The organism is Roseibium marinum (assembly GCF_002906165.1).
Classification (GTDB): Bacteria; Pseudomonadota; Alphaproteobacteria; order Rhizobiales; family Stappiaceae; genus Roseibium; species Roseibium marinum.
This window is the reverse complement of sequence record NZ_PPCN01000004.1, coordinates 326,689-347,701: the sequence shown is the minus strand read 5'-3', so window position 1 is coordinate 347,701 and position 21,013 is coordinate 326,689. Positions and strand designations below refer to the sequence as shown.

At 61.0% G+C, this 21,013-nt stretch carries 18 protein-coding genes; 6 read left to right on the top strand and 12 right to left on the bottom strand.

What is annotated here, in order from left to right; translation table 11 throughout:
- Window positions 1-6: 6 nt before the first annotated feature.
- Window positions 7-603 carry a pyroglutamyl-peptidase I family protein gene (locus CLV41_RS12550; RefSeq protein ID WP_208987475.1) on the bottom strand — a complete coding sequence of 199 codons (597 nt, stop codon included), beginning with the start codon at window positions 601-603 and terminating at the stop codon, window positions 7-9.
- 19 nt (window positions 604-622) lie between these two features.
- On the bottom strand, window positions 623-1,621 hold the full coding sequence (gene meaB, locus CLV41_RS12545) for a methylmalonyl Co-A mutase-associated GTPase MeaB (protein ID WP_103222725.1): 999 nt from the start codon (window positions 1,619-1,621) through the stop codon (window positions 623-625).
- 178 nt (window positions 1,622-1,799) lie between these two features.
- Between meaB and CLV41_RS12540 the strand changes: the two genes are divergently transcribed.
- A complete protein-coding gene (locus tag CLV41_RS12540; RefSeq protein ID WP_103222724.1) occupies window positions 1,800-2,837 on the top strand; it encodes a phytanoyl-CoA dioxygenase family protein in 1,038 nt (345 codons plus the stop codon).
- A 385-nt stretch (window positions 2,838-3,222) separates the two neighbouring features.
- Here the strand turns inward: CLV41_RS12540 and CLV41_RS12535 are convergent, their stop codons facing one another.
- The 6 genes from CLV41_RS12535 to CLV41_RS12510 all read right to left on the bottom strand — a co-directional run bounded on the left by CLV41_RS12535 (window position 3,223) and on the right by CLV41_RS12510 (window position 10,784).
- Entirely contained in the window at window positions 3,223-3,813 is a 591-nt protein-coding gene (locus CLV41_RS12535; protein WP_103222723.1) for a DUF1131 family protein, read from the bottom strand.
- A 154-nt stretch (window positions 3,814-3,967) separates the two neighbouring features.
- Window positions 3,968-4,549 carry an LOG family protein gene (locus tag CLV41_RS12530; protein WP_103222722.1) on the bottom strand — a complete coding sequence of 194 codons (582 nt, stop codon included), beginning with the start codon at window positions 4,547-4,549 and terminating at the stop codon, window positions 3,968-3,970.
- 148 nt (window positions 4,550-4,697) lie between these two features.
- Window positions 4,698-6,086, bottom strand: coding sequence for a dipeptidase (locus CLV41_RS12525; protein WP_103222721.1), 1,389 nt, complete (start codon window positions 6,084-6,086; stop codon window positions 4,698-4,700).
- 150 nt (window positions 6,087-6,236) lie between these two features.
- Window positions 6,237-8,090, bottom strand: a complete 1,854-nt coding sequence (locus CLV41_RS12520; protein WP_208987474.1) for a mechanosensitive ion channel family protein — start codon at window positions 8,088-8,090, stop codon at window positions 6,237-6,239.
- Window positions 8,091-8,247: 157 nt separating this feature from the next.
- Window positions 8,248-9,216 (bottom strand): cation transporter, encoded by a 969-nt coding sequence (locus CLV41_RS12515; protein WP_103222719.1) that lies wholly within the window; start codon window positions 9,214-9,216, stop codon window positions 8,248-8,250.
- Between the two features lie 8 nt (window positions 9,217-9,224).
- Window positions 9,225-10,784: a helicase HerA-like domain-containing protein gene (locus tag CLV41_RS12510; protein ID WP_103222718.1), complete on the bottom strand. Its 1,560-nt coding sequence runs from the start codon at window positions 10,782-10,784 to the stop codon at window positions 9,225-9,227.
- Window positions 10,785-11,028: 244 nt separating this feature from the next.
- Between CLV41_RS12510 and CLV41_RS12505 the strand changes: the two genes are divergently transcribed.
- Window positions 11,029-11,421 carry a DUF2780 domain-containing protein gene (locus tag CLV41_RS12505; RefSeq protein WP_103222717.1) on the top strand — a complete coding sequence of 131 codons (393 nt, stop codon included), beginning with the start codon at window positions 11,029-11,031 and terminating at the stop codon, window positions 11,419-11,421.
- A gap of 45 nt (window positions 11,422-11,466) precedes the next feature.
- Entirely contained in the window at window positions 11,467-11,874 is a 408-nt protein-coding gene (locus tag CLV41_RS12500; RefSeq protein WP_103222716.1) for a DUF4332 domain-containing protein, read from the top strand.
- A gap of 154 nt (window positions 11,875-12,028) precedes the next feature.
- Here the strand turns inward: CLV41_RS12500 and CLV41_RS12495 are convergent, their stop codons facing one another.
- Entirely contained in the window at window positions 12,029-12,739 is a 711-nt protein-coding gene (locus CLV41_RS12495; RefSeq protein WP_235867120.1) for a helix-turn-helix domain-containing protein, read from the bottom strand.
- A 500-nt stretch (window positions 12,740-13,239) separates the two neighbouring features.
- On the opposite strand from CLV41_RS12495, the gene CLV41_RS12490 reads away from it, so the two are divergent.
- The 3 genes from CLV41_RS12490 to CLV41_RS12480 are packed head-to-tail and all read left to right on the top strand — an operon-like array spanning window position 13,240 to window position 17,866.
- Window positions 13,240-15,261, top strand: coding sequence for a methylmalonyl-CoA mutase family protein (locus CLV41_RS12490; protein WP_103222715.1), 2,022 nt, complete (start codon window positions 13,240-13,242; stop codon window positions 15,259-15,261).
- The gene (scpA, locus tag CLV41_RS12485; protein ID WP_103222714.1) at window positions 15,258-17,423 is read left to right on the top strand and encodes a methylmalonyl-CoA mutase; all 2,166 of its coding nucleotides are present in this window, start codon (window positions 15,258-15,260) and stop codon (window positions 17,421-17,423) included. The genes CLV41_RS12490 and scpA overlap by 4 nt, the downstream gene beginning before the upstream one ends.
- A gap of 23 nt (window positions 17,424-17,446) precedes the next feature.
- Window positions 17,447-17,866: a GFA family protein gene (locus CLV41_RS12480; protein ID WP_208987473.1), complete on the top strand. Its 420-nt coding sequence runs from the start codon at window positions 17,447-17,449 to the stop codon at window positions 17,864-17,866.
- Window positions 17,867-17,887: 21 nt separating this feature from the next.
- Here the strand turns inward: CLV41_RS12480 and CLV41_RS12475 are convergent, their stop codons facing one another.
- The 3 genes from CLV41_RS12475 to CLV41_RS12465 form a co-directional block, all read right to left on the bottom strand.
- Window positions 17,888-18,193, bottom strand: a complete 306-nt coding sequence (locus CLV41_RS12475; RefSeq protein WP_103222713.1) for a hypothetical protein — start codon at window positions 18,191-18,193, stop codon at window positions 17,888-17,890.
- 122 nt (window positions 18,194-18,315) lie between these two features.
- Window positions 18,316-19,671: a TRAP transporter large permease gene (locus CLV41_RS12470; protein WP_103222712.1), complete on the bottom strand. Its 1,356-nt coding sequence runs from the start codon at window positions 19,669-19,671 to the stop codon at window positions 18,316-18,318.
- Window positions 19,672-19,675: 4 nt separating this feature from the next.
- The gene (locus CLV41_RS12465; RefSeq protein WP_103222711.1) at window positions 19,676-20,998 is read right to left on the bottom strand and encodes a TRAP transporter small permease subunit; all 1,323 of its coding nucleotides are present in this window, start codon (window positions 20,996-20,998) and stop codon (window positions 19,676-19,678) included.
- Window positions 20,999-21,013: the final 15 nt, after the last annotated feature.

The following is a 21,013-nucleotide window of genomic DNA, read 5'->3' as shown; positions in this document are numbered from 1 at the left end:
GCGTCTCTACCGCAAACGCCTGGCGGTTTCCTGAAGCAGACGGACAGCCGCGTCTTCAATGACATGAAAGGGCGGACGCCTGTCGCGGCGGCCCCTGGGGAGCGAGGGAACATGAACGAAGATGCTCGGAATGCCGGAGCCGAGGGAATCCCAGAGCGTGGCGTTGCAAAGATAGGTGCCGGCATCGGTGGACAATGCCGCCGGCGCGCCTGCCGTCCCGGCTGCCCGCAAGAGCGCGCGGCCGGGCAGGGTGGCGCTTCGCGCCCGTTGCTGGCCGCTGCCGAGTTCCGGCCGGCCGGGCGAATGGCCCTCCGCATCGGGGCGCACGCGGGTCGCCCGGTTGACCGCGCGGGTTTCGATATTGAGCGTGCGGCGGGTGCCGTCGACGCCGAAATGGACGATGGCGTCGGGCCGGATCTCAAGGCGCAGCTTTTCCGTCACCTGCCACCGGCCCGCCCAGGTGGTCGGCAGGACATGAAACACGAAGCAGGCGCCGGAGCGGTTCCTGCCCAGCCGTTTCGGCAGACGGCGCATCAGCTTTTCGGTGGGGTTTACCGGAGCGCCCGGAAACGGCGAAAAGCCTGTAACCAGAATGGTTTTCACAGTGTGCCTCATCCGCCGTTCATTCCTCCAGGCCCATCAGCCCCGCCAACTCATCCACGGCGAAGGAGACCGCCGTTGTGCCGTCGCGGACGCTGGCCTCAAGCGTTTTCAGCCGGTCGGCGGTTTGCCGGTTGGTCTTGAGCGCTTCCATCATCCGCTGGCGCAGCATGTCCCACATCCAGGCAACCTGTTGCCGGCTGCGTTTTTCCTGCCACTCGCCGCTGGCCTGCGTGCGTTCCCGGTAGATGCCGATCTGCTCCCACAGATGCTCCAGGCCCTCGTTGGCGAGGCCCGAAATCGTGATTACCGGAGGCGTCCATGTGGGAGATCTCGGTGCAAGAATATGCAGCGCGGCGCGGTAGTTCGAGGCGGCGGATCTGGCGCTTGTCAGACCGTCTCCCTCGGCCTTGTTGACCGCGATCATATCGGCGATTTCCAGAACGCCCTTCTTGATCCCCTGAAGCTCGTCGCCGGCGCCGGGGAGCATCAGCACGAGAAAGAAGTCGACCATATCGGCGACCGTCGTTTCCGACTGACCGATGCCGACGGTTTCCACAAGGATCACGTCGAAACCGGCGGCTTCGCATAAAAGCATGGTTTCGCGGGTCTTGGCGGCCACGCCTCCGAGCGTGCCGGCGGAGGGGGACGGACGGATGAAGGCATTGGGATCGACCGCCAGCCTTGCCATGCGGGTCTTGTCGCCGAGGATCGATCCGCCGGTGCGGGTCGAGGACGGATCGACGGCAAGAACCGCAACCTTGTGCCCGGCGGCGGTCAGGTTGGAGCCGAGCGTGTCGATCGTCGTGGATTTGCCGACGCCCGGCACGCCGGTGATGCCGACGCGCAGCGCGTTTCCCGTCAGCGGCAGGAGATCCTGAATCAACTGGTGCGCCAGGCGCCGGTGATCGGTTTTCCTTGATTCCACCAGCGTGATCGCCCGCGCCAGCGCAGCGCGCTTTCCTGCCTTCAGATCCGCGGCAAGCTGCCCGGGATCGATGGATCGTGCCTTGGTCATCATGCATCAAGCCTTTACCGCAGGAATCGGCAAAGGTCACGGCCGCAAAATGGTGAACATGAAACCCCGCCTGGCCTGCCGGCGCCGGACAGCTTTCTCCGGACGGCTATCTCCATTGTGAAAAGCCGCATAAATCTGATAGATACGGGCACATGATTTTTCCTGCATTTACCGGTACAGCATGACGCCCTTATCCTATCTGAAAGCGCCTCTCTGGCTCATTGGTCTTGCCGGGACGGACAAGTCCCCGCGCAAAAATCCCTTCCTCGGCAGCGAACGGCTGAACACCTGGGGCCTGCACCGGAAGCGGGTGACGATCGCGGCGAAACTGGCATCGCAGCGGCGTGCGCGTCTGGCGGATAGTGTCGATCGCGAACACCGCGCGTTTTTCGACGAGAACGGCTATTTCCTGGTCAAGGACTTCCTGCCGGACGAGGTTTTCAGGCAGTTGAAGGAAGAGGCTTTCAGCCAGCCGTTCGAGACCCGGGAAATGCGCCAGGGGCAGGCGGTGACCCGCATGACGCTGCTGCCACCGGAGGTCCTGCAAAGGAATGCCGCCCTGGCAGCGGCCGTACACGATCCGCGCGCGCTCGCCATGATCCGTTACGCGGCTTCCCACGGAGGACAGCCGCTCAACTTCCTGCAGACCGTGCTTGTCGAGCCGCTGAAGGTCAAGAAGAAGGATCCGCAGTCGGACGCCCATTCAGACACCTTCCACGCCACCTCCAAGGCCTGGCTGTTCCTGCAGGATGTGGGCGAGGAGGACGGACCGTTCTTCTTCGTGCCGGGCTCGCACAAGCTGACGCCGGAGCGGCTTGAATGGGAATACCAGTGTTCCCTGTCAGCCTCCAAGGACCCGCGCTCCCATCACGCCAGCGGTTCGTTCCGGATCAGGGCCGATGAGCTGGCAGCGCTGGGGCTGCCGCAGCCGGTCAGGATGGCGGTGCCGGAGAACACGCTTATCGTCGCCGACACTTTCGCCTTTCATGGCCGCACGCCGTCGGACAAGCCGACGGTCCGTTCGGAAATCCACTGGCACATGCGGCGCAATCCGTTCCTGCCCTGGACCGGGCTCGACATCAAGTCACTGCCCTTCCTGAAGGATCGGGAGATGCCGATGCTGATGTCGCTGGCCGATTTCGCCGAAAAGACCCTGAAGCAGCGCAACATCTGGCGGCCGGTCGGCGACGTGACGGTGCGCTCGGAGCCGCATGTCTAGGCCGAACCAGGGTTGGTAGCCTAGGGCGTAAACTCATAAATGAAGACGAAATGGCATGGGAAATGGCGAAACCCCGTTAGGAAGCGCGCGATGAGCGGGCTTACTGCCCGGTCAAGCACGCTGACGACACGGGGTGAAGCCATTTTCATGTCCTTCGGATTTGACCGAATTGGTCCTCCAAAGATCAACCTGCTTTCGTGTGAACACGAAAGCAGACAAGTTGATCGCATGCCAAGTGGTCGAGCATCTTGTCCGTGTTCGAGTGAACACGGGATGCTCGAGCGTCGCAAAAGGCTTGAAAATGAACCACATTTCCTGCGCTTTCGCTCCTTGATGAAGACCAATTCGCCTCAAACCATTTCATCTTCATTTATGAGTTTACGCCCTAGCTCTTCGGCGTCCAGAGAATGCGCTGGAGTTCCGCGTCGAACAGGTCGTTGGACGCCGGCAGTTGGTCGAACGGACCCTGGTATCCGGGGATGGCGTAGACCAGTTCGACATTCGGATGACCCTGCGATTTGCAGATCGCCATGCCGCGCCAAAGGTTGTTGCCGACACGGCAGTCGACCCGCGCCGAGCCGACTTCTCCGAAGGTCATGCCGATGCGTTCGCCGTTCGGGCCCTTGAGATGATGAGTCACGCCGTGAACCGAGCGGACCTTGCCGTTCTGGCCCTTGAAAATCTGAAGAACCTGAAAGCCGTCGCTGTTGAAGGCGGCCAGCGCCCATTCAGTGTTGTTTTCCTCGGCGGTCTGAATGCCTTCCGTGGTGAAGCCGGGCAGGGCGGCTTCTATCGCCTTCGAGCCGTAGGGGGTCTCGCTGGTGATCCCGCCGATACTGTCCTCGGTGATCTGTACCAGCGTCAGATCGGAGGTCCTGACCAGGCGGCCCGATGTGCCGTCATAATCGCCGGTGGGAGAACACGCGGCTCCTGTAAGAGCAAGTAGACATGCAAAACCGATAGCTCTTGTACGCATAAAAATATCTCGGAAGGAGTTTCGGCCACGCTCTTGCGCGCGGACTGGACAACGGACTTACCAACTAACGTGTTGTTTGCAAAGGGAGCAGCTTACCCTGTGGACAATCGAACCGGATCCAGGGGGCGCCCAGGCGAATTTAGCCCGCAAACGCTCAGGTTTCCTCCTTGGTGATCCATTTGGGAGAAGAGGGCGGGGTGTAGGACTTGAACTGTCCGATCAGGTCTTCCGGCGTGTCGGAGAACATCGCCATGTCACGCATCGCCTTCTTAGTGAAGCCTTCCCGGGTCTGGTGATCCAGGAAGGCGATCAGGTGGTCGTAATAGCCTTCGACATTCAGGAAGCCGCAGGGCTTGCGGTGATACCCGAGCTGGCCCCAGGTCCAGACCTCGAAAATTTCTTCCAGCGTGCCGACACCACCCGGCAGGGCGACAAATCCATCGGAGAGATCGGCCATCAGCGCCTTGCGCTCGTGCATCGAGCCGACCAGGTGGAGTTCGCTCAGGCCCTGGTGCCCGATCTCCTTTTCCTGAAGGGATTTGGGCAGAACGCCGATCACTTCGCCGCCGGCTGCAAGGGCCGCGTCCGCGATCGTGCCCATGAGGCCGACCTTGGCGCCGCCGTAGACAAGCCGGTAGCCCTGTTCGGCAATGGCACGGCCGGTTGCCGCCGCCGCCTGGCCATAAGCTTCAATGGCGCCGTGGCTGGATCCGCAAAAGACGCAGATGGATTTCATGAGTGTCCTCCTGTGGAACAGGCGTACGTTTCCGCCGCCCGCCGGTATCCGCCGCTTTCACAGATCTCAAAGGAAAGCGGGAAAAGTTTCCATTTCTAAATATCGGAATAGGCCGCGTTGTTCTTGACGCGGGAGATTCCGTCTCAATTCAGTCATCCGCCAGTTCGTTCAGGACGCGCGCCCAGGACCGGATGCCCTTGTGGAAGCTGGTCAGATTGTATTTTTCGTTCGGTGAATGGATCTGGTCATCATCCTGGCCGAAGCCGATGAGCAGGGAATCCATACCAAGCATGCGTTTGAAATCGCCGACGATCGGTATGGAACCGCCCATGCCGGAGAGCACCGCGTCCTTGCCCCATTCATCCTTGAGCGCTTTCTTGCCTTTTTCCAGCGCCGGCATGCCGAAATCGAGTCGCAGCGCGGGGCTGCCTTTCTTGGCAATGAATTCAACCGTGCAATCGGGGGGAAGCTTCGAGCGCACATAGGCCCGGAAACTTTCCTGCACCTTATCCGGATCCTGATCGCCGACCAGCCGGAACGTGAATTTGGCATGGGCTTCGGCCGGGATGACGGTCTTGGATCCCGCGCCCTGATAGCCGCCCCACATGCCGTTCACTTCCGCGGTCGGACGGGTCCATATATGCTCAAGCGCCGAGCGGTCCTTTTCTCCCCGGGGGAATTTCAGTCCGACCTCCCCGAGGAATTCCTCGGCGGAAAACCCGAGCTTCTGCCACAATTCCTTTACCTGATCCGGCACTTCGATGACGCCGTCGTAGAACCCGGGCAGCGTGACCCGGCCGTTTTCATCATGCAGGCCGGCGATGATGTCCGCCACAATGTGGTTCGGGTTCTGCGCCGATCCGCCATACATGCCCGAATGCAGGTCCCGGCTGGCCGCCCTGACGATGATCTCGTCGCCGACCATGCCGCGCAGCATGACGGAGATCGCCGGGGTCGAGGCGTCCCACATGCCGGTGTCGCAGACGAGTGCGAAATCGCAGGACAGTTCGTCCTTGTTGGCTTCCAGAAAGGGATGAAGGGAAGGCGAGCCGGATTCCTCTTCTCCCTCGAACAGGATTGTGACGTCGACGGGCAGATCGCCGGTTTCGGCGATGAAAGCGCGGGCGGCTTCCACGAATGTCATGAGCTGGCCCTTGTCGTCGGATGCGCCGCGGGCGACGATTACCTTGGTGCCGTCCTCACGCGTGACGATGGCGGGATCGAAAGGGTCTCTGTCCCATAGGTCCAGCGGATCGACCGGTTGAACGTCATAATGGCCGTAAAACAGCACATGCGGTCCCGATTTGCCGGACTGGCGGTGGCCGACAACCATCGGATGACCGCTGGTGCTGCGGACCGATGCAGCAATTCCGATAGCGTTCAACTCACCGGCAAGCCAGACGGCGGCTTCGCGGCAGGGCCCGGCAAAGGCCGGGTCTGTGGAAATACTCTTGATTTTAAGGAGATGAAACAGTCGCTCGAGGCTGGACTCGAGATTGGCATCAATATGCGACAAGACCTTATCGATGGAACGCATGACGGATCCTTGAAATTTAAACGGATTCGATCGGGTCGAACAGACTCGGCCCCTTTCAGAAGGACCCTAAAAGGCCACAACAGAGCAACGAGCGCAAATGGATATTCCGCTCTTTTTTGTTTGCTTCCGCTGCTTGCAACCGTCTTGCCGTCAGGCGACCTGCCGGTCCTTTCCGGGGTGCTGACCGGTATCTTTGGCCGGGTCTACCGCGGACGGTTCGCTGTCTTTGGACAGGTAGACGGTGGAGGAAGGATACGCGAAGCTCGAACCGTTGGCCTCGATGATGGCGCGGATGTCAAAGAGCATCTGTTCCTGTATTTCGAGGAACCCGGTATAGTCGGGAGCGAGCACATAGGCATTGGTCTCGACCGGGACCGCATAGTCGTTGAAACCGATCATCCGGACACGCGTCGTTTCGGCGAGAACCTTTTCGTGAGCGGTCAGATAGTCGCGGATCGCGGCAAGAATCCTTTTCAGGTTTTCCGGTTCCGTCTCATATCGAAGCCCGAGTGTGTGCCGGAAATGAAACTGGTCACGCTCGCTGAAGTTGATGATCTTGCGTCTGGCGAGGTCTGCATTGGCGATGGTGATGACCGTGCGGTCGAGCGCGCGGATACGCGTCGACCTGATGCCGATGGATTCGATGGTGCCCGCGAGTTCGTCGAACTGGCAGAACTCGCCGACACGGACCATCCGGTCCGCATAGAGGATGACGCCTCCGATCAGGTTTTCAATCGTCGGCTGGGCCGCGAGCGCGATGGCGAGACCGCCGACACCCAGACCCGCGATGACGCCGTAGATCGGAATGCCGATCTGAGTGGCTCCGTATCCGAGAACGATCAGGGCGATCGCCAGGGAAAAAACCCGGAAGCCGGTCCGCAGCAGGCTGGCGTCAAGACCTTGCCGGGCCGTGCCCGGGCCGCGCACGAACCAGAGATAGATCAGTTGCAGCAGGTGATAGACCAGCCATGCGGTCGCGGACCAGATCACCGCCGTCGTGATGGTCGCGATTGCGACGAGCACCGCGCCGGTGATGTTGATATGGTCCTCACACAGATAGCGGAAAACCACCGCGCTCAGGATCACGAGAACGGGGTTGAGGATCGAGTGGCCGACCCGGGTGCGTTCGTTGACGGAAACAGCGCGCCACCTGCGCCAGCGAACGAAAAATCCGATGCAGGCCGCATAGGCTGCGAGCAGGATGGCGAGCGCAAGCCACTGCCAGTAGGCTTGGTCGGCGAAATTTCGATGGAGCCAGCCCGGACCGGCCTCGATGAATTCATACCAGCGCGGGGCAATGAGATTGCCGGGCGTGTAGATGTAATATTGAAACAGGTCCTCGCCGCGGTCCGCGCGCAGGGGCAGCACGCTCACGACGGCATAGTCGTCGGGGATCCTGCCGACAGAGTCTGCCGAGAACAGAAAATTTCCCCGCTGTTCGCCGGTCTCCTGGCGTAAGATGCTGATGCTGGTGCTCGGCAGCATCCACCGCTCGGGCAGGTCCGCGTTGCCGGCTGAATGCACGAAGCGGCCTGCGGGAAAACCGGGAATGGCGGAAAAGTCGTGCGCCGGGATACGGTCGAGAATTTCCTGAAGCTGCAGGGCGATCTCGATGCCGGCCCGCTCACGGGAGGTTACCGGTATTTCCGACAAGTCAAAGGTTTGCGCCGCCTTTTCCAGTAGCGCCGTGATCATCACCTGTTTCGCGCGTTGTTCCTCGGTCAGGAAGATCCGGTTGCTGTTTTCGTAATCCTGCCGCACGGCGTTCCACAACTGGCTTGCCTCGCGCATGACGAAGACGAAGCTTTCGAGTGTCGCGCGGGGACTTGTGGTGTCCGGAGGAGAAATGGGATTGTCACGCAGATACAGCTGGGCCTGTTCGACCCTGTCGGGATCAAGTGCTCCTGGCTCTTGCCTGGTCGCAGTGTCCGGCATGGCCGTATCCTGGGCCCGGGAGCTCGCCGGCAGGCCGGGAATGAGCACGATCAGGAGCAGCCAGCACAAAGATACCGCTCTCATGGCTGAAAGCGGGGATTTCAAACAGCTGCTGCTGCCTGAAAAGAGTCTGTCATTGCCCCGGTTGCGCATAACGGCCTACCTGCGATTGTTTGCCCGGAAAGAGTAACGCATAGGGGTAACGATCTTATTACCATCGGAATTTTTAACGTGTTGCAGCGCCGGGGCATGGCCGGGAATGCGACAGACCATCGGACGCGGTCACAACGACTTCCAGCCGGGTCGGCCCGATCCTGTCCTCCAGGCGGGCCGCCAGGGTGTCCCGGAATGCATCCACTTCTGCTGCCCGGACAGGCTGTTCCGGATCGAGATAGACCACGACCCAATGCATGCGTCCCGCCTGCAGAACGGCGGCGCGGTGAAACTTGTAGCCTTTCTCCCGGGCAACATCGCGTGCCGCCCGCGCGGCCTTGGCATGGGTGCCGCTCGGCGCGCTGATGCCGGCAAGGTCGGCAAGGGTTGTGCGGAAGGTGGCGAGGGGTTGCCAGATGATGGCCAGGATCAGCACAAGCACGATCACGGCGTCGCCGATGGGAACATATGGCCCCAGAACCGTTCCTTCCAGAAAAGGCAGGGACAGCAGCGCGGCTCCCGAGCCGAGGCTGAGCGCACCGTCGATCAGCGCCGCGCGGGTTTCCATCTTCAGGATGGAGCTGCGTTTTCCCGTCCGGCGGTAGGCGCGGTAGTAGTTCAAGGCCAGACCCAGGCAGATGGCAACGATCACCACGGCGTAGACCGCGATCGGACCGAAAACCAGTTCGGGTACGCTGCCGCCGGAGAAGAACGTCCAGATCTTCGTCCCGGCAACGAAGGCGGCGAACACCAGCACGCCGATCAGGATCAGGCTGCGGAACGTCACGTAGAGCACTTCGTCGAAATCGTGTCCCCAGGGCCGGGTGCGGGTAGGGGGCAGGCCGACGCGCGCACCTATTCGGGCCGCGGCGATCGCGGAGACGAAATTCACAGCCGAATACAGCCCGTCGACCAGCATGGCATCGGATTGCGAGGCCCAGGCCGTTGCTATGCCGGCGAAAGCCATGAAGAGATTAGCCCATTTGCCCCAGGCCAGAGCCTTGCGCTCAACCGCCAGATATCGTGCCCTGTCGCCGGCCATACGGTCGCTCAGTTGCCGCGTTTCAGCGAGCCCAGAAGACCGCGGACCAGGGCCCGCCCCAGCGAGGTGCCGAGGCTGCGCGCGGCGGATTTGAGCCCGGCCTCCAGCACGTTGTCCCGCTGGCTGCGGCGGTTCGAGCGGCGTTGCACACTGTCCCGGCGAGGGCGATCGTCCCGGCCGAAATCCGGCAACTGGAATCCGGAACGGGTGCGGCGCGGTTCGCCGTGCTTGCGGGCCTGGGTTTCTTCCTTTTCCCTGCGCCGCTCTTCCTGGCGCTGCGTTTCCTCCGCGCGGCCGGTCAGGATTTCATAAGCGGATTTCCTGTCCTTGGTGCGGTCGTATATGCCGAAAACAGGGCCGGACTGGATGAGAGTGCGCCGCTCGGCCTGTGTGATCGGGCCAAGCCGGGAGGAGGGAGGACGGATCAGCGTGCGTTCCACGACCGAGGGAATTCCCTTTCCTTCCAGCGTGGAAACCAGGGCCTCCCCGACGCCCAGCTCGGTGATGACGCGCTCGGTGTCGAGGTCCGGATTCGGGCGGAAGGTTTCAGCGGCGGCCCGGACGGCTTTCTGGTCACGCGGCGTGAAGGCCCGCAGGGCATGCTGAATGCGGTTACCAAGCTGGGACAGCACGGTTTCGGGCACATCGAGCGGGTTCTGGGTGACAAAATAAACCCCGACACCCTTCGAGCGGATCAGGCGCACGACCTGTTCCACCTTTTCGATCAGCGCTTTGGGGGCATCGGTGAACAGAAGATGGGCCTCATCGAAGAAGAACACGAGCTTCGGTTTTTCCGGATCGCCGATTTCAGGCAGTTCCTCGAAGAGTTCGGACAGGAGCCAGAGCAGGAACACACCGTAAAGCCGTGGTGAGGTCATCAGCTTGTCGGCGGCCAGAATGTTGACGACGCCCCGGCCGTCCGGCGCGGTTCGGATGAAATCGCGGATGTCGAGCGCCGGTTCGCCGAAGAAGTTTTCGCCGCCCTGGCGCTCAAGCACCAGAAGCCTTCGCTGGATCGCGCCGACCGAGGCTTTCGAGACATTGCCATAAAGGGTTGAAAGCTCGGACGCGCGCTCGGCCACATGAGCCAGCATGGCGCGCAGGTCCTTCAGATCCAGAAGCAGGAGACCTTCATCGTCGGCCAGTTCGAACAGGACGTTGAGCACGCCTTCCTGGGTGTCATTGAGTTCCAGCAGGCGGGCCAGCAGCAGCGGACCGATTTCCGACACCGTGGTGCGGATCGGATGACCCTGTTCGCCGAAAAGATCCCAGAGGACGGCAGGAAAGGCATGGTAGGAGTAGGTCTTTTCGAGGCCGACATCCTTTGCCCGTTTTTCCAGAAAGTCCTTGGAAACGCCTTCCGCGGCCAGTCCCGACAGGTCGCCCTTGATATCGGCACAGAAAACCGGAACGCCGGCCCTGGAAAAGCCCTCCGCCAGTATCTGCAGGGAAACGGTTTTGCCGGTGCCGGTCGCGCCCGCAATGAGGCCATGGCGGTTGGCGAGCTTGAGGGCGAGCGTCTCGTCCCTGGTACTGGCACCGATAAATATGCTGTCTTTTGCCGTCACGATTTAGCTGTCTCCCTCCGAATCCGGTCGTCGTTGCGGCAGCCTAACCCAGCCCGGGAAAAAATGCGCGTCCCCGACTTAATACCAGGGATCGGTGATTATGACCCATCGACGGACCTGCGTCCGGCCCTGTATAGAGGGCCAGCTTATTTTGAGTCCATAAACTAAAGCGCGGGGACCTGAAGCGCCGGCACCTGAAGCGCCAGGCGGATGCAGCGCCAGCTTATTGAATTGGGAGAACGGTATGGAAGAACTCGTCAACCGGATTATGACAGCGGCGGGGATCGATGAAGATGTCGCCAAGAATGCCATCGGCATCATTCTGGGTTTTTTGAACAAGGAAGGCCCCGACGACAAGATGCAGCTTATCTTCGACGCTCTTCCGGGAGCCACGGAGCTGGTTGCCGCGCGCGCGCAGCAGTCTTCCGGCGGCGGCCTTCTGGGCGGCCTGGGAAGCATGATGGGTGGCGGAATGGGCGCCATGGCGGCGCTAAATGAGTTGACAAATGCCGGACTCGACATGAACGGGGTTCAAAGTGTTGTCAAAGAACTCATCTCCTATGCTAAGGAAAAAGCAGGGGAAGACGTTGTGGATGAAGTGGTTTCACAAATTCCGGGACTGAGCCAAATCGTCTGACTGCCCCAGCGTTCGGTTACCGGTCTTGAAGGGAGTTCTGTGCGGATGTCTTATTCCATCGCCGAAATCGAGGGCATCGGCCCGACCTATGCTGCCAAGCTGGGTAAAATTGGCATCAAGACGACGGGAGCGTATCTGGAGCGTGCCAAGGACCCGAAGGGGCGCAAGGCTCTTGAGGACGAAACCGGTATTGAAGGCAAGCGCCTTTTGAAATGGGCCAATATGGCCGACCTGATGCGCATCAGCGGTGTCGGGGAGGAATATTCCGAACTCCTGGAAGCGGCCGGTGTCGATACGGTGAAGGAACTCAGAAATCGCAATGCGGCCAATCTCGCGGCAAAGATGAAAGAGGTGAACGAGGAAAAGAAACTCGTGCGCCAGGTTCCCAGCGAAAGCCAGGTGACCAAGTGGGTCGATCAGGCCAAGGAACTGCCGCCGATGATGACCTACTGAGACGATTGGCGCCGCCGCCCGGCGTGGCGCGCCGCTCAGATACGGCTGATGACATTAACATGGACCGGAATTAAAAAAGGCGCGCCACCGGCGCGCCTTGATTACTTGTTCCGGTTAAAACCTCACAGCCTTTCAGCTCACGGTATTCCCGAAATTAAACGCTGATCTGGCCGTAGCGAAGCGCCTCGACGACGGTGTGCGTCTTGTTGGAAGCGTTCAGCTTGACACTGGCGTTTTGCAGATGCGCATGGACAGTCCGCTGGGAGATGTCGAGCACGTCGGCAATCTGGCCGGCTGTCTTGCCATAGGCCGTGAGTTCGAGGACCCTGCGCTCGCGGGTCGACAGGGCGCCCGGGCGCTGGCCGGAAATCACGCCGAGTTCGCGCAGGCGCGAGAAGGCCGCTGCCGACAGAACTTCGAGGTTGGCGAGATCGTATTTGTTGACTTGCAGCGCGGGGCCGCTGGCAAAGACGAATGCCTGGAACGGATAGAGTTCCGTAACCGGAACGACCACGATCTGACTGCCTTCGCCGGCGGAAGCCAGAAGATCTGAATGCTCCATGTCGCCTGCGGTTATTGTCCAGATCCGGGCTCTGTTGGAGCCGAGGCCAAGCATCAGTGCGCTGTCGTTCGCGGAAAGCGAGGTGCTTTCAATGCCGTCATTGCGCTGGTCGGGCCAACGAAACCGCTGAACGAGATTGTCGATCGGACGGTTCGGCATCGGCAGGCCAGTGATGAGAATATGGGTTGCGCCCATGCGCCGAAGGTTGGATTCAAGAATATCCAGCACGTGGTGGGCTGCGTTCGCTTCCGAGATTGCTCTGAGTTTGCTTTTCAATTCCGTTTGATCAAGCACTGTGCACATCCTTTGCGGCCTGTTTTTTGCCGCTTTTTTGCAGACACCCCGAAATTTTCCGAGGGTGTGTCCGCTGATGGGTTAGTCACGTGTCCTGTCCAACCCTTGCAGGTGAGACCGAACCCGAATGTCGCGCACTTCATTATTGGGCGGTAGAAATTCCCATGCGTCAACAGCCATAAGCTACAATACAATTGATGATCGTACCAATAGGGAAAAGTGGTGAATTTGGCTTAATACGCCAAAAATTTGACAGTTTCTTGTCATCTTGCGCAAATTTTGCCTTCTTTCTACATGCGCATAGTCTTCGATTGTGGAAGAACAGGTGCACAATTTCCGCTATAAATTTAATTCGTGCGACGAATTAAGCACTTCCTGCATTCACAGTCTTGTCGGAATTCGCAAACATTACCCTAGGGAATGTCCTGAGCGGGCGAACCTTACCCTTTCTGCTGAGTTGCCAAGTTTCGAGGCCGGGGACTAAAACGGTACCAAGGGAGATGATTGCAATGCCGAGCAGCTTTACCGGACCCGACAGTTTCTTTTCCTCCGACGAGGAGGCGTGGTGGGCGTCTGTCGACAGGGCACTGAAAGGAGCGCCCAGGGAGAAGCTGTTCAGCTCGACGGAAGACGGTCTGGAGATCGCGCCGCTTTACGCTCGGCGGCCGGATACGCCTGCGCGATCGCTCCGCTCCGACGCAGGCGACTGGCGGGTCGTGCAAAGGATCGACATCGCGGATCCGGATGAGGCGAATGCACAACTCCTTGACGATCTCCAATCCGGCGCAAGCGGCCTTGAGCTGGTTCTGCCCGGCGCGCTCTCGTCGAATGGTCACGCTATCGGTGTGAGCGACCTGGCCGGCATGGAAGCTCTCCTGAGTGACGTTCAGCCAGACCTTATAGATATACGGATCGACGCGGGGCCGCGGACACCTGAGTTTCTGGCGCTGATGCTGGCGCTTCTGGAAAGGCGAAAGCTCGACCCGTCCCTGGTGGCGATAACCGCGGGTTTCGACCCCTATGGCTGGATGGCCGTGAACGCAACGGCACGTCAGGATTTCGAAGTCATCACAAAGCGGATGCAGGACCTTGTCCTGTCCGTCCGGGACACCGGCAGTGCGATGCGGGCCATGAATGCCGATGGTTCTGTCTGGCACAATGCCGGTGCGACTCCGGCGCAGGAACTGGCTTTTGTGCTGGCGGCAGCTGTCGCCCATCTGCGCCAGCTTGAAGACGCCGGGCTGGCTCCGCAGGAGTGGGCGGAGCGGATATCCATGTGCCTGGTGGCGGATGCCGACCAGTTCGGCACAATTGCCAAGGCAAGAGCCATACGGGCACTCTGGTCCTGTGTCCTGGAGGCGGCGGGACTGCCGCAATCCCCGGCGGCGCTGCATATGACGACGTCCTACCGGATGCTTACCGAGCGCGATCCATGGGTCAATCTGCTGCGCAACACCGTCGCGGCCTTTTCGTCCGGTATCGGCGGTGCCGATAGTGTCTGCGTTCTGCCGCACACACTTGCCGTCGGTCTGCCGGACGGTTTTGCACGCAGGCTTGCGCGCAACACCCAGTCCATTCTTCTGGAAGAGAGCAATCTGGCGAAGGTGACGGATCCGGCGGCGGGCTCCGGGGCGATGGAAGACAGGACCGAGAAGCTTTGCGTGGCTGCCTGGGAGCTGTTTCAGGAGATCGAGGCGGCGGGCGGACTGCCGGACGCCCTGAGCCAGGGGCTGGTTCAAAAACACATAGGCGCGGCGAAGGCCGAACTGGACAGCAAAGTCGCCCGCAGGAAGCGTCCGATCACCGGAGTGAGCGAGTTCCCGGATCTCTCGGAGACCGCGGTCCACGTGCTTCGGGACGGCGGGGGCGCCCGGCAGGCGCTGCGGCCGGAGCTGCCGGATCTGACGGCACTGCCGCCGCCGGGCGACGGCCGGTGGTTCGCTGCGTTGCGAGCGCTGGCTCTTGAGGGCGTTTCGTTGGTCGATCCTTCCTCCCGCAAGGACCCAGAGAAACGCGATCCTTCCTTTCCCGTGCTGCAAGGTGGCCGGATCGCTGAGCCCTTCGAAGAGCTGCGCGCAGCCGCAGCAAGCTTCGAGGCGGCAACCGGTGCGCCGCCAAAAATCTTTCTGGCAAGTCTCGGCACGCCTGCGCAATTCACGCCAAGAGCCAGCTGGACGGCGAATGCCTTTGCGGCAGGCGGCATAAGGGTGGCCGGTCCGGCGGTCCACGCTTCGCTGGAAGAGCTTCTTGCCGCGTTCAAGGAGAGTGGCGCCACACTCGCCTGTCTTGTCTCCTGCGACGATGTCTACGAAGATGAAGCGGAATCCGCTGCGCGTGCGCTCAAGGCGGCCGGTGCCGTGCATCTATATCTGGCGGGCAGGCCGGGTGCGCGCGAGGCGGATTTTGCGGGGGCGGGCATCGGCACATTCCTTTATGCCGGCTGCGATCTGCTGGGATTGCTGAAAGACGCGCATGCGCGTCTGAAATCGGTTTATGATGGCGGGCAATCGGATCTGGAGGTCCTAAAATGAGCAGGATCCCGAATTATGCCGGAAAGCCGTTCGGCAATTTCCTCAAGAAAGCGGAAGCCGGATCGCGGCCGGGTTGGCGGACGCCTGAAGATATCGAGGTTCCGCCGGTCTATCAGGCCGCAGACCTTGACGGGCTGAAGCATGTCGATACCTGGCCTGGCCTGCCGCCTTTCCTGCGCGGACCCTATCCGACCATGTATGTCCAGCAGCCCTGGACCGTGCGCCAATATGCCGGATTTTCCACGGCGGAGGATTCGAACGCCTTTTACCGGCGCAATCTGGCTGCCGGCCAGAAAGGCCTGTCGGTGGCCTTCGATCTGGCCACCCACCGGGGCTATGACAGCGACCATCCGCGTGTTTCGGGCGATGTCGGCATGGCGGGTGTGGCGATCGATTCCATCTATGACATGCGCACGCTGTTTTCCGGCATTCCGCTGGACAAGATGAGCGTCTCCATGACCATGAACGGTGCGGTCCTGCCTGTTCTGGCGCTTTATATCGTTGCCGCGGAAGAGCAGGGCGTTGCCTGGAAGGACCTTTCCGGAACCATCCAGAACGACATTCTCAAGGAGTTCATGGTCCGCAACACCTATATCTATCCGCCCGGACATTCGATGCGGATCATTTCCGACATCTTCCAGTTCACGTCGCAGAACATGCCGCGTTTCAACTCGATCTCGATTTCCGGCTATCACATGCAGGAAGCGGGGGCGACGGCGGATCTGGAACTTGCCTATACGATAGCCGACGGTATCGAATATGCCCGCGCCGGGGTGGCAGCCGGTATGGATATCGATCAGTTCGCGCCGAGGCTGTCCTTCTTCTGGGCAATAGGCATGAACTTCTTCATGGAAGTCGCCAAGCTGCGCGCGGCGCGGCTGATCTGGGCGACGCTGATGGAGGAAAACTTCCAGCCGAAGAATCCGAAATCCCTGTCCCTGCGCACCCATTCCCAGACCTCCGGCTGGTCGCTGACCGCTCAGGACGTCTTCAACAACGTGATCCGCACCTGTGTCGAGGCGATGGCGGCAACGCAAGGGCACACCCAGTCCCTGCACACCAACGCCCTCGACGAGGCGCTCGCCCTGCCGACGGACTTTTCCGCCCGCATCGCCCGCAACACCCAGCTTTTTCTTCAGCAGGAAAGCGGCACCACCCAGGTGATCGATCCCTGGGGCGGTTCGTATTATGTCGAGAAGCTGACCGCCGATCTTGCCGAAAAGGCGATGGCGCATATCCGTGAAGTGGAAGAGCTCGGCGGCATGGCCAAGGCCATCGAGAAAGGCATTCCGAAACTGCGCATCGAGGAAGCCGCCGCCAAGACCCAGGCGCGGATCGACGGCGGTGCCCAGACGGTGGTCGGCGTCAATAAATACAAGCCGGAGAGCGAGCAGGAAATTGACGTCCTGAAGGTCGATAACGCGCAGGTGCGCGCCGCCCAGATAGACAAGCTGAAGCGGCTGCGCGCGGAGCGCGATGAGGCGGAAACCCAGTCAGCGCTCGATGCGCTGACGACATGCGCCGAAACCGGGGAGGGCAATCTGCTGGATCTCTCGGTCAAGGCGGCCCGGTCCATGGCGACGGTCGGGGAAATTTCGCTGGCAATGGAAAAGGTCTTCGACCGGCACAAGGCCGAGATCAAATCGATTTCCGGGGTCTACAAGCGGGAGGCGGGCGCCATGTCCGGGACCATTGAAAAAGTGCAGAAGCTGGTCGAGGCCTTTGAGGACAATGACGGGCGCCGGCCGCGCATTCTGGTCGCCAAGATGGGGCAGGACGGCCATGACCGCGGCCAGAAGGTGATCGCTTCCGCCTTTGCCGATCTCGGTTTCGATGTCGATATCGGCCCGCTGTTCCAGACACCCGAGGAAGCCGCCCGGCAGGCGGTGGAAAATGACGTGCATGTCGTCGGCGTGTCCTCGCTTGCCGCCGGTCACCTGACGCTGGTGCCTGCCCTGAAGAAGGCGCTGGCCGAGGAAGGCCGGGAGGACATCATGATCGTCGTTGGCGGTGTGGTGCCCCCGCAGGATTACGACGCCCTGTATAAAGCCGGCGCGGCGGCGATCTTCCCGCCGGGAACGGTGATCGCGGAAGCCGCCGTCGGTCTGATCGGCAAGCTGAACGAGCAGCTCGGCTATGGAACCGCCGAGGCGGCCGAGTAACAACAGGCCGCAGGAGCAGGTAGGTGACCCGAAAACTGACCGGTGGATGCCTGTGCGAGGCGGTGCGCTATGTCTGCCAGGCCCCGCCGAAGCTCACGGTGCAATGCTATTGCCGGGACTGCCGCAAGATCGGCGGCACCGGGCATGCGACGCACACCGTCTTTGCGCAAGAAGCCTTCTCGCTGACGGGCGCGCTTACCGAATATGAGAAGACCGCCGACAGCGGCCGGACCATCAACAGGCGGTTCTGTCCCGTGTGCGGCAGCGCGATCTATCATACGCGCGGCGGCATGAAGGGGCTCGTGGTCGTCAGGGCGTCTTCGCTGGACGATCCGGAAAGCGTCACGCCGGAACGGGCGATTTACGTGTCGCGCGCGGTCTCCTGGGATCCTGTCGATCCGGAGCTGGTCTGTTTTGAGGAAATGACGCCGCAGGTAAAGTAGACGGCTGGTTGGAAAATTCTTTCAGGAGCGTGCGGTCATGCCGAGCGGTATCGGCGGCTCCAGATAGGCGCCGAAAAGATAGGGGCCCATGCGCCAGCGGATCTGTGTGAATGCCAGCGTCAGATCCTTGTCATCCTGAATGAGCACCCGGTCCGGTACGGACAACTCGGTTTCCGCAACGACGATGCCGATATCGCCGTCTTCCAGATCGTACAAGGTGCATTCGCAGATCGGCTTTTTGTCCAGGTCGAACAGCTTGCCCGAACGCAGACGGGTCCTCGTCGCAGGCGTGGGCCGGTCTTCCGAGTGAAAATGGGTCTGTGACATTCCAGTGGACCTTCGCTGTCTCAACCGTTGTTTCTTACACTGGAATAATTAACGAAGCTTGTGCCTGACTGGTGTTTCGCATTGGAGGGCTGCGCTCGTATGTGGAGCGCAGCCCTTTTCGGTCAGCCGTAGACCATGTTCGGCAACCAGGTGATCAGTTCCGGGAACAGCATGCACAGCACAAGCCCGACGATCTGCAGCGCCAGAAAGGGCAGGGCGGATTTGAAGATATCCGTCATCGGAATTTCTTTCGGCGCGACGCCGCGCAGATAGAAGAGCGCATAGCCGAAGGGAGGCGACAGGAAGCTCATCTGCATGTTGACCAGATAAAGAACCCCGAACCACAGCACCAGATCGTCCGGACTGTCGAGACCGAAGGAGGCCGCGCCCAGTGCCTTGATGATCGGCACGAAGATCGGCACGCAGAGGAGAAGAATTCCGACCCAGTCGAGGAACATGCCGAGCACGACCAGGACGACCTGCATGATGATCAAGATGCCCCAGGGGCCGAGACCGGTGGCTTCAAGCGCGCCCTGCACGAATTGCTGACCGCCTTCGAGCACATAGAGACCGACGAAGATCGTCGCCCCGAACATGATCCAGATCACCATGGCGGACGCCTTGAGGGTGGTCAGGGAGGCCTCGCGCAGGGTCTGCCAGTCGAGATTGCGGTGAATGGCGGCGACGATGATGGCGCCGAACGTGCCGATCCCGGCCGCTTCGACCGGGGTCGCCACGCCGGTGAAGATCACGCCGAGGACGATGACGATCAGCACGATCGGAGCCGACATGTTGGACAGGAGCCGCATCTTTTCCCTGAAGGGGATCCGTTCTTCAACGGGAATCGGCGGGCCTTTCTTGGGGTCTATCACGCAGCTCAGGATGACGTAGAGAATGTAGAGGCCCGACAGCATGAGGCCGGGGACAACCGCGCCGATGAAGAGTTCGCCCACCGACTGCTCGGCCACCACGGCATAGATGATCGCCAGGATCGACGGGGGGATCAGGATGCCGAGCGTGCCGCCGGCCATGATCGAGCCCATGGCGATCTTGGGATCGTAGTCGCGTTTCAGCATGGCGGGGAGCGCGATGATGCCCATGGTCACGACAGCCGCGCCGATGACGCCGACCATGGCGGCAAGTATGGTGGAGGCGATGATTGTGGCCGCCGCCAGGCCGCCCTTGACGCCGCCGAGCACCTTGTAGATGACGTCGAACATTTCGTTGATGATGCCCGCCCGTTCCAGCATCGACGCCATGAAGATGAACAGCGGGATCGCCGAGAGCTGGTAATTGGTCATCAGCGGGAAGATGCGTGACGGCACGATGTTGAGCGCCCGCTCATCGCCCAGCACGAACAGGAAGACGCAGGCGAGGCCTCCGGTAACGAAGGCAAGCGGCAGGCCGGCCATGAGCAGGACCAGCAGCGAGCCGAACATGATGAGTGTCAGCCACTCAATTCCGATTTCAAGTCCCATGGAGTCAAGCCCTGCCCATTAGCGCGCGGATGTCCTGCGCGAATTTCGATATTCCCTGAAGCACCAGGAGCAGGCCTCCGAGCACCATGACCCATTTCATCGGCCACAGCGGCACCTCCCACTCGTTGAAGCTGATTTCGCCCCAGCGGACGTTTGGATCCGTCCATTGGGAGAGGGTCAGGCCGTTCAACGCCTCGCCAAGACCGATCTGGCCGCGCGCCCAGTCGGAGACAAGCGCGTTGCCCGAGGGAACGGCGATCGCGTCGAAGGCAAAGATCCAGGACGTGTAAAGCAAGGTGCCGGCGAAGATGAAGAAGAAGACCGAGGTCAGCAGATCGACGACCGCCTTGCGGCGCCGTGACAGGGGTGCGTAGAAGACGTCGACGCGCACATGGGACTCGGTCAGCATCGCGTAGGACCCGGCGATCAGGTACTGCATGCCGAACATGAGATACATCGCCTCGTGAGCCCAGTTGGTCGGGCTGCCGAAGACGTAGCGGCTCATTACCTCGAAATAATAGACGATCACCGCGATGACGGCCCAGTAGCTGACGAATTCGCCGCAAAAGAGCGACAGCCGGTCGATCCACCCGGTCCAGCCGGAGGAGACGTGACTGGCATCGTCCTTGCGCTCCGCTTCCTCCAGGGCCTTGAGTTTCTTCTCCGCCTCGCTGAGTTCGGGATCGGGCGGCAGATTGGCATTGGCCTTGCGCACCAGAACGGGCAGCAGGACCGCGTCGATCAGAACGCCTGCCAGCAGCAGCCAGAAGGCGTATTTCGCAAAGCTGCCCCAGAAATCGAGGGTCTCGCGGGCTTCGTCCGCCGCCGGCCTGGCCGTCACCAGGGCGGTTTCCGCTTCGGCGATGCGCTCGCGTCCCTGGTCGATCCGTTGTTCCGCCCGGCGGACGTCGCGCTGCGCGCGGCGCAGGGCCATACTGCCTTCCTCGGAAGAGGCAAGCGCCCGCTGCATGGACGGCAGGGCGGTTTCCGCCGACCTGACGCGCTCCGTTTCCCGCTCGAGTGTCCGCTCGGACTGACGCACCAGGTTGTCCATGTCGGAAACGACCGACCTTGCGTCGTGGCTCTGCGCATTGGCGAACAGGATGCAGATGAAAACGGGAATATAGACAAGCCCCAGCAGGCGTTTCAGATAGAGCCTGTGCAGGCCGAGTATCCCGCCTGTGACAAGAATGAAATAGGCGAGCACCAGCGAATATTGCCGCTGTTCCGGCTTTGGCCGTTTCGCGAGAATTGTCGCAATGACCGGAAATACGATCAGTCCGACCCAGTAGGCCCAATGCGGCAACGTGAAGTCCAATTGAGGCATGCCTCACCTTTCCCC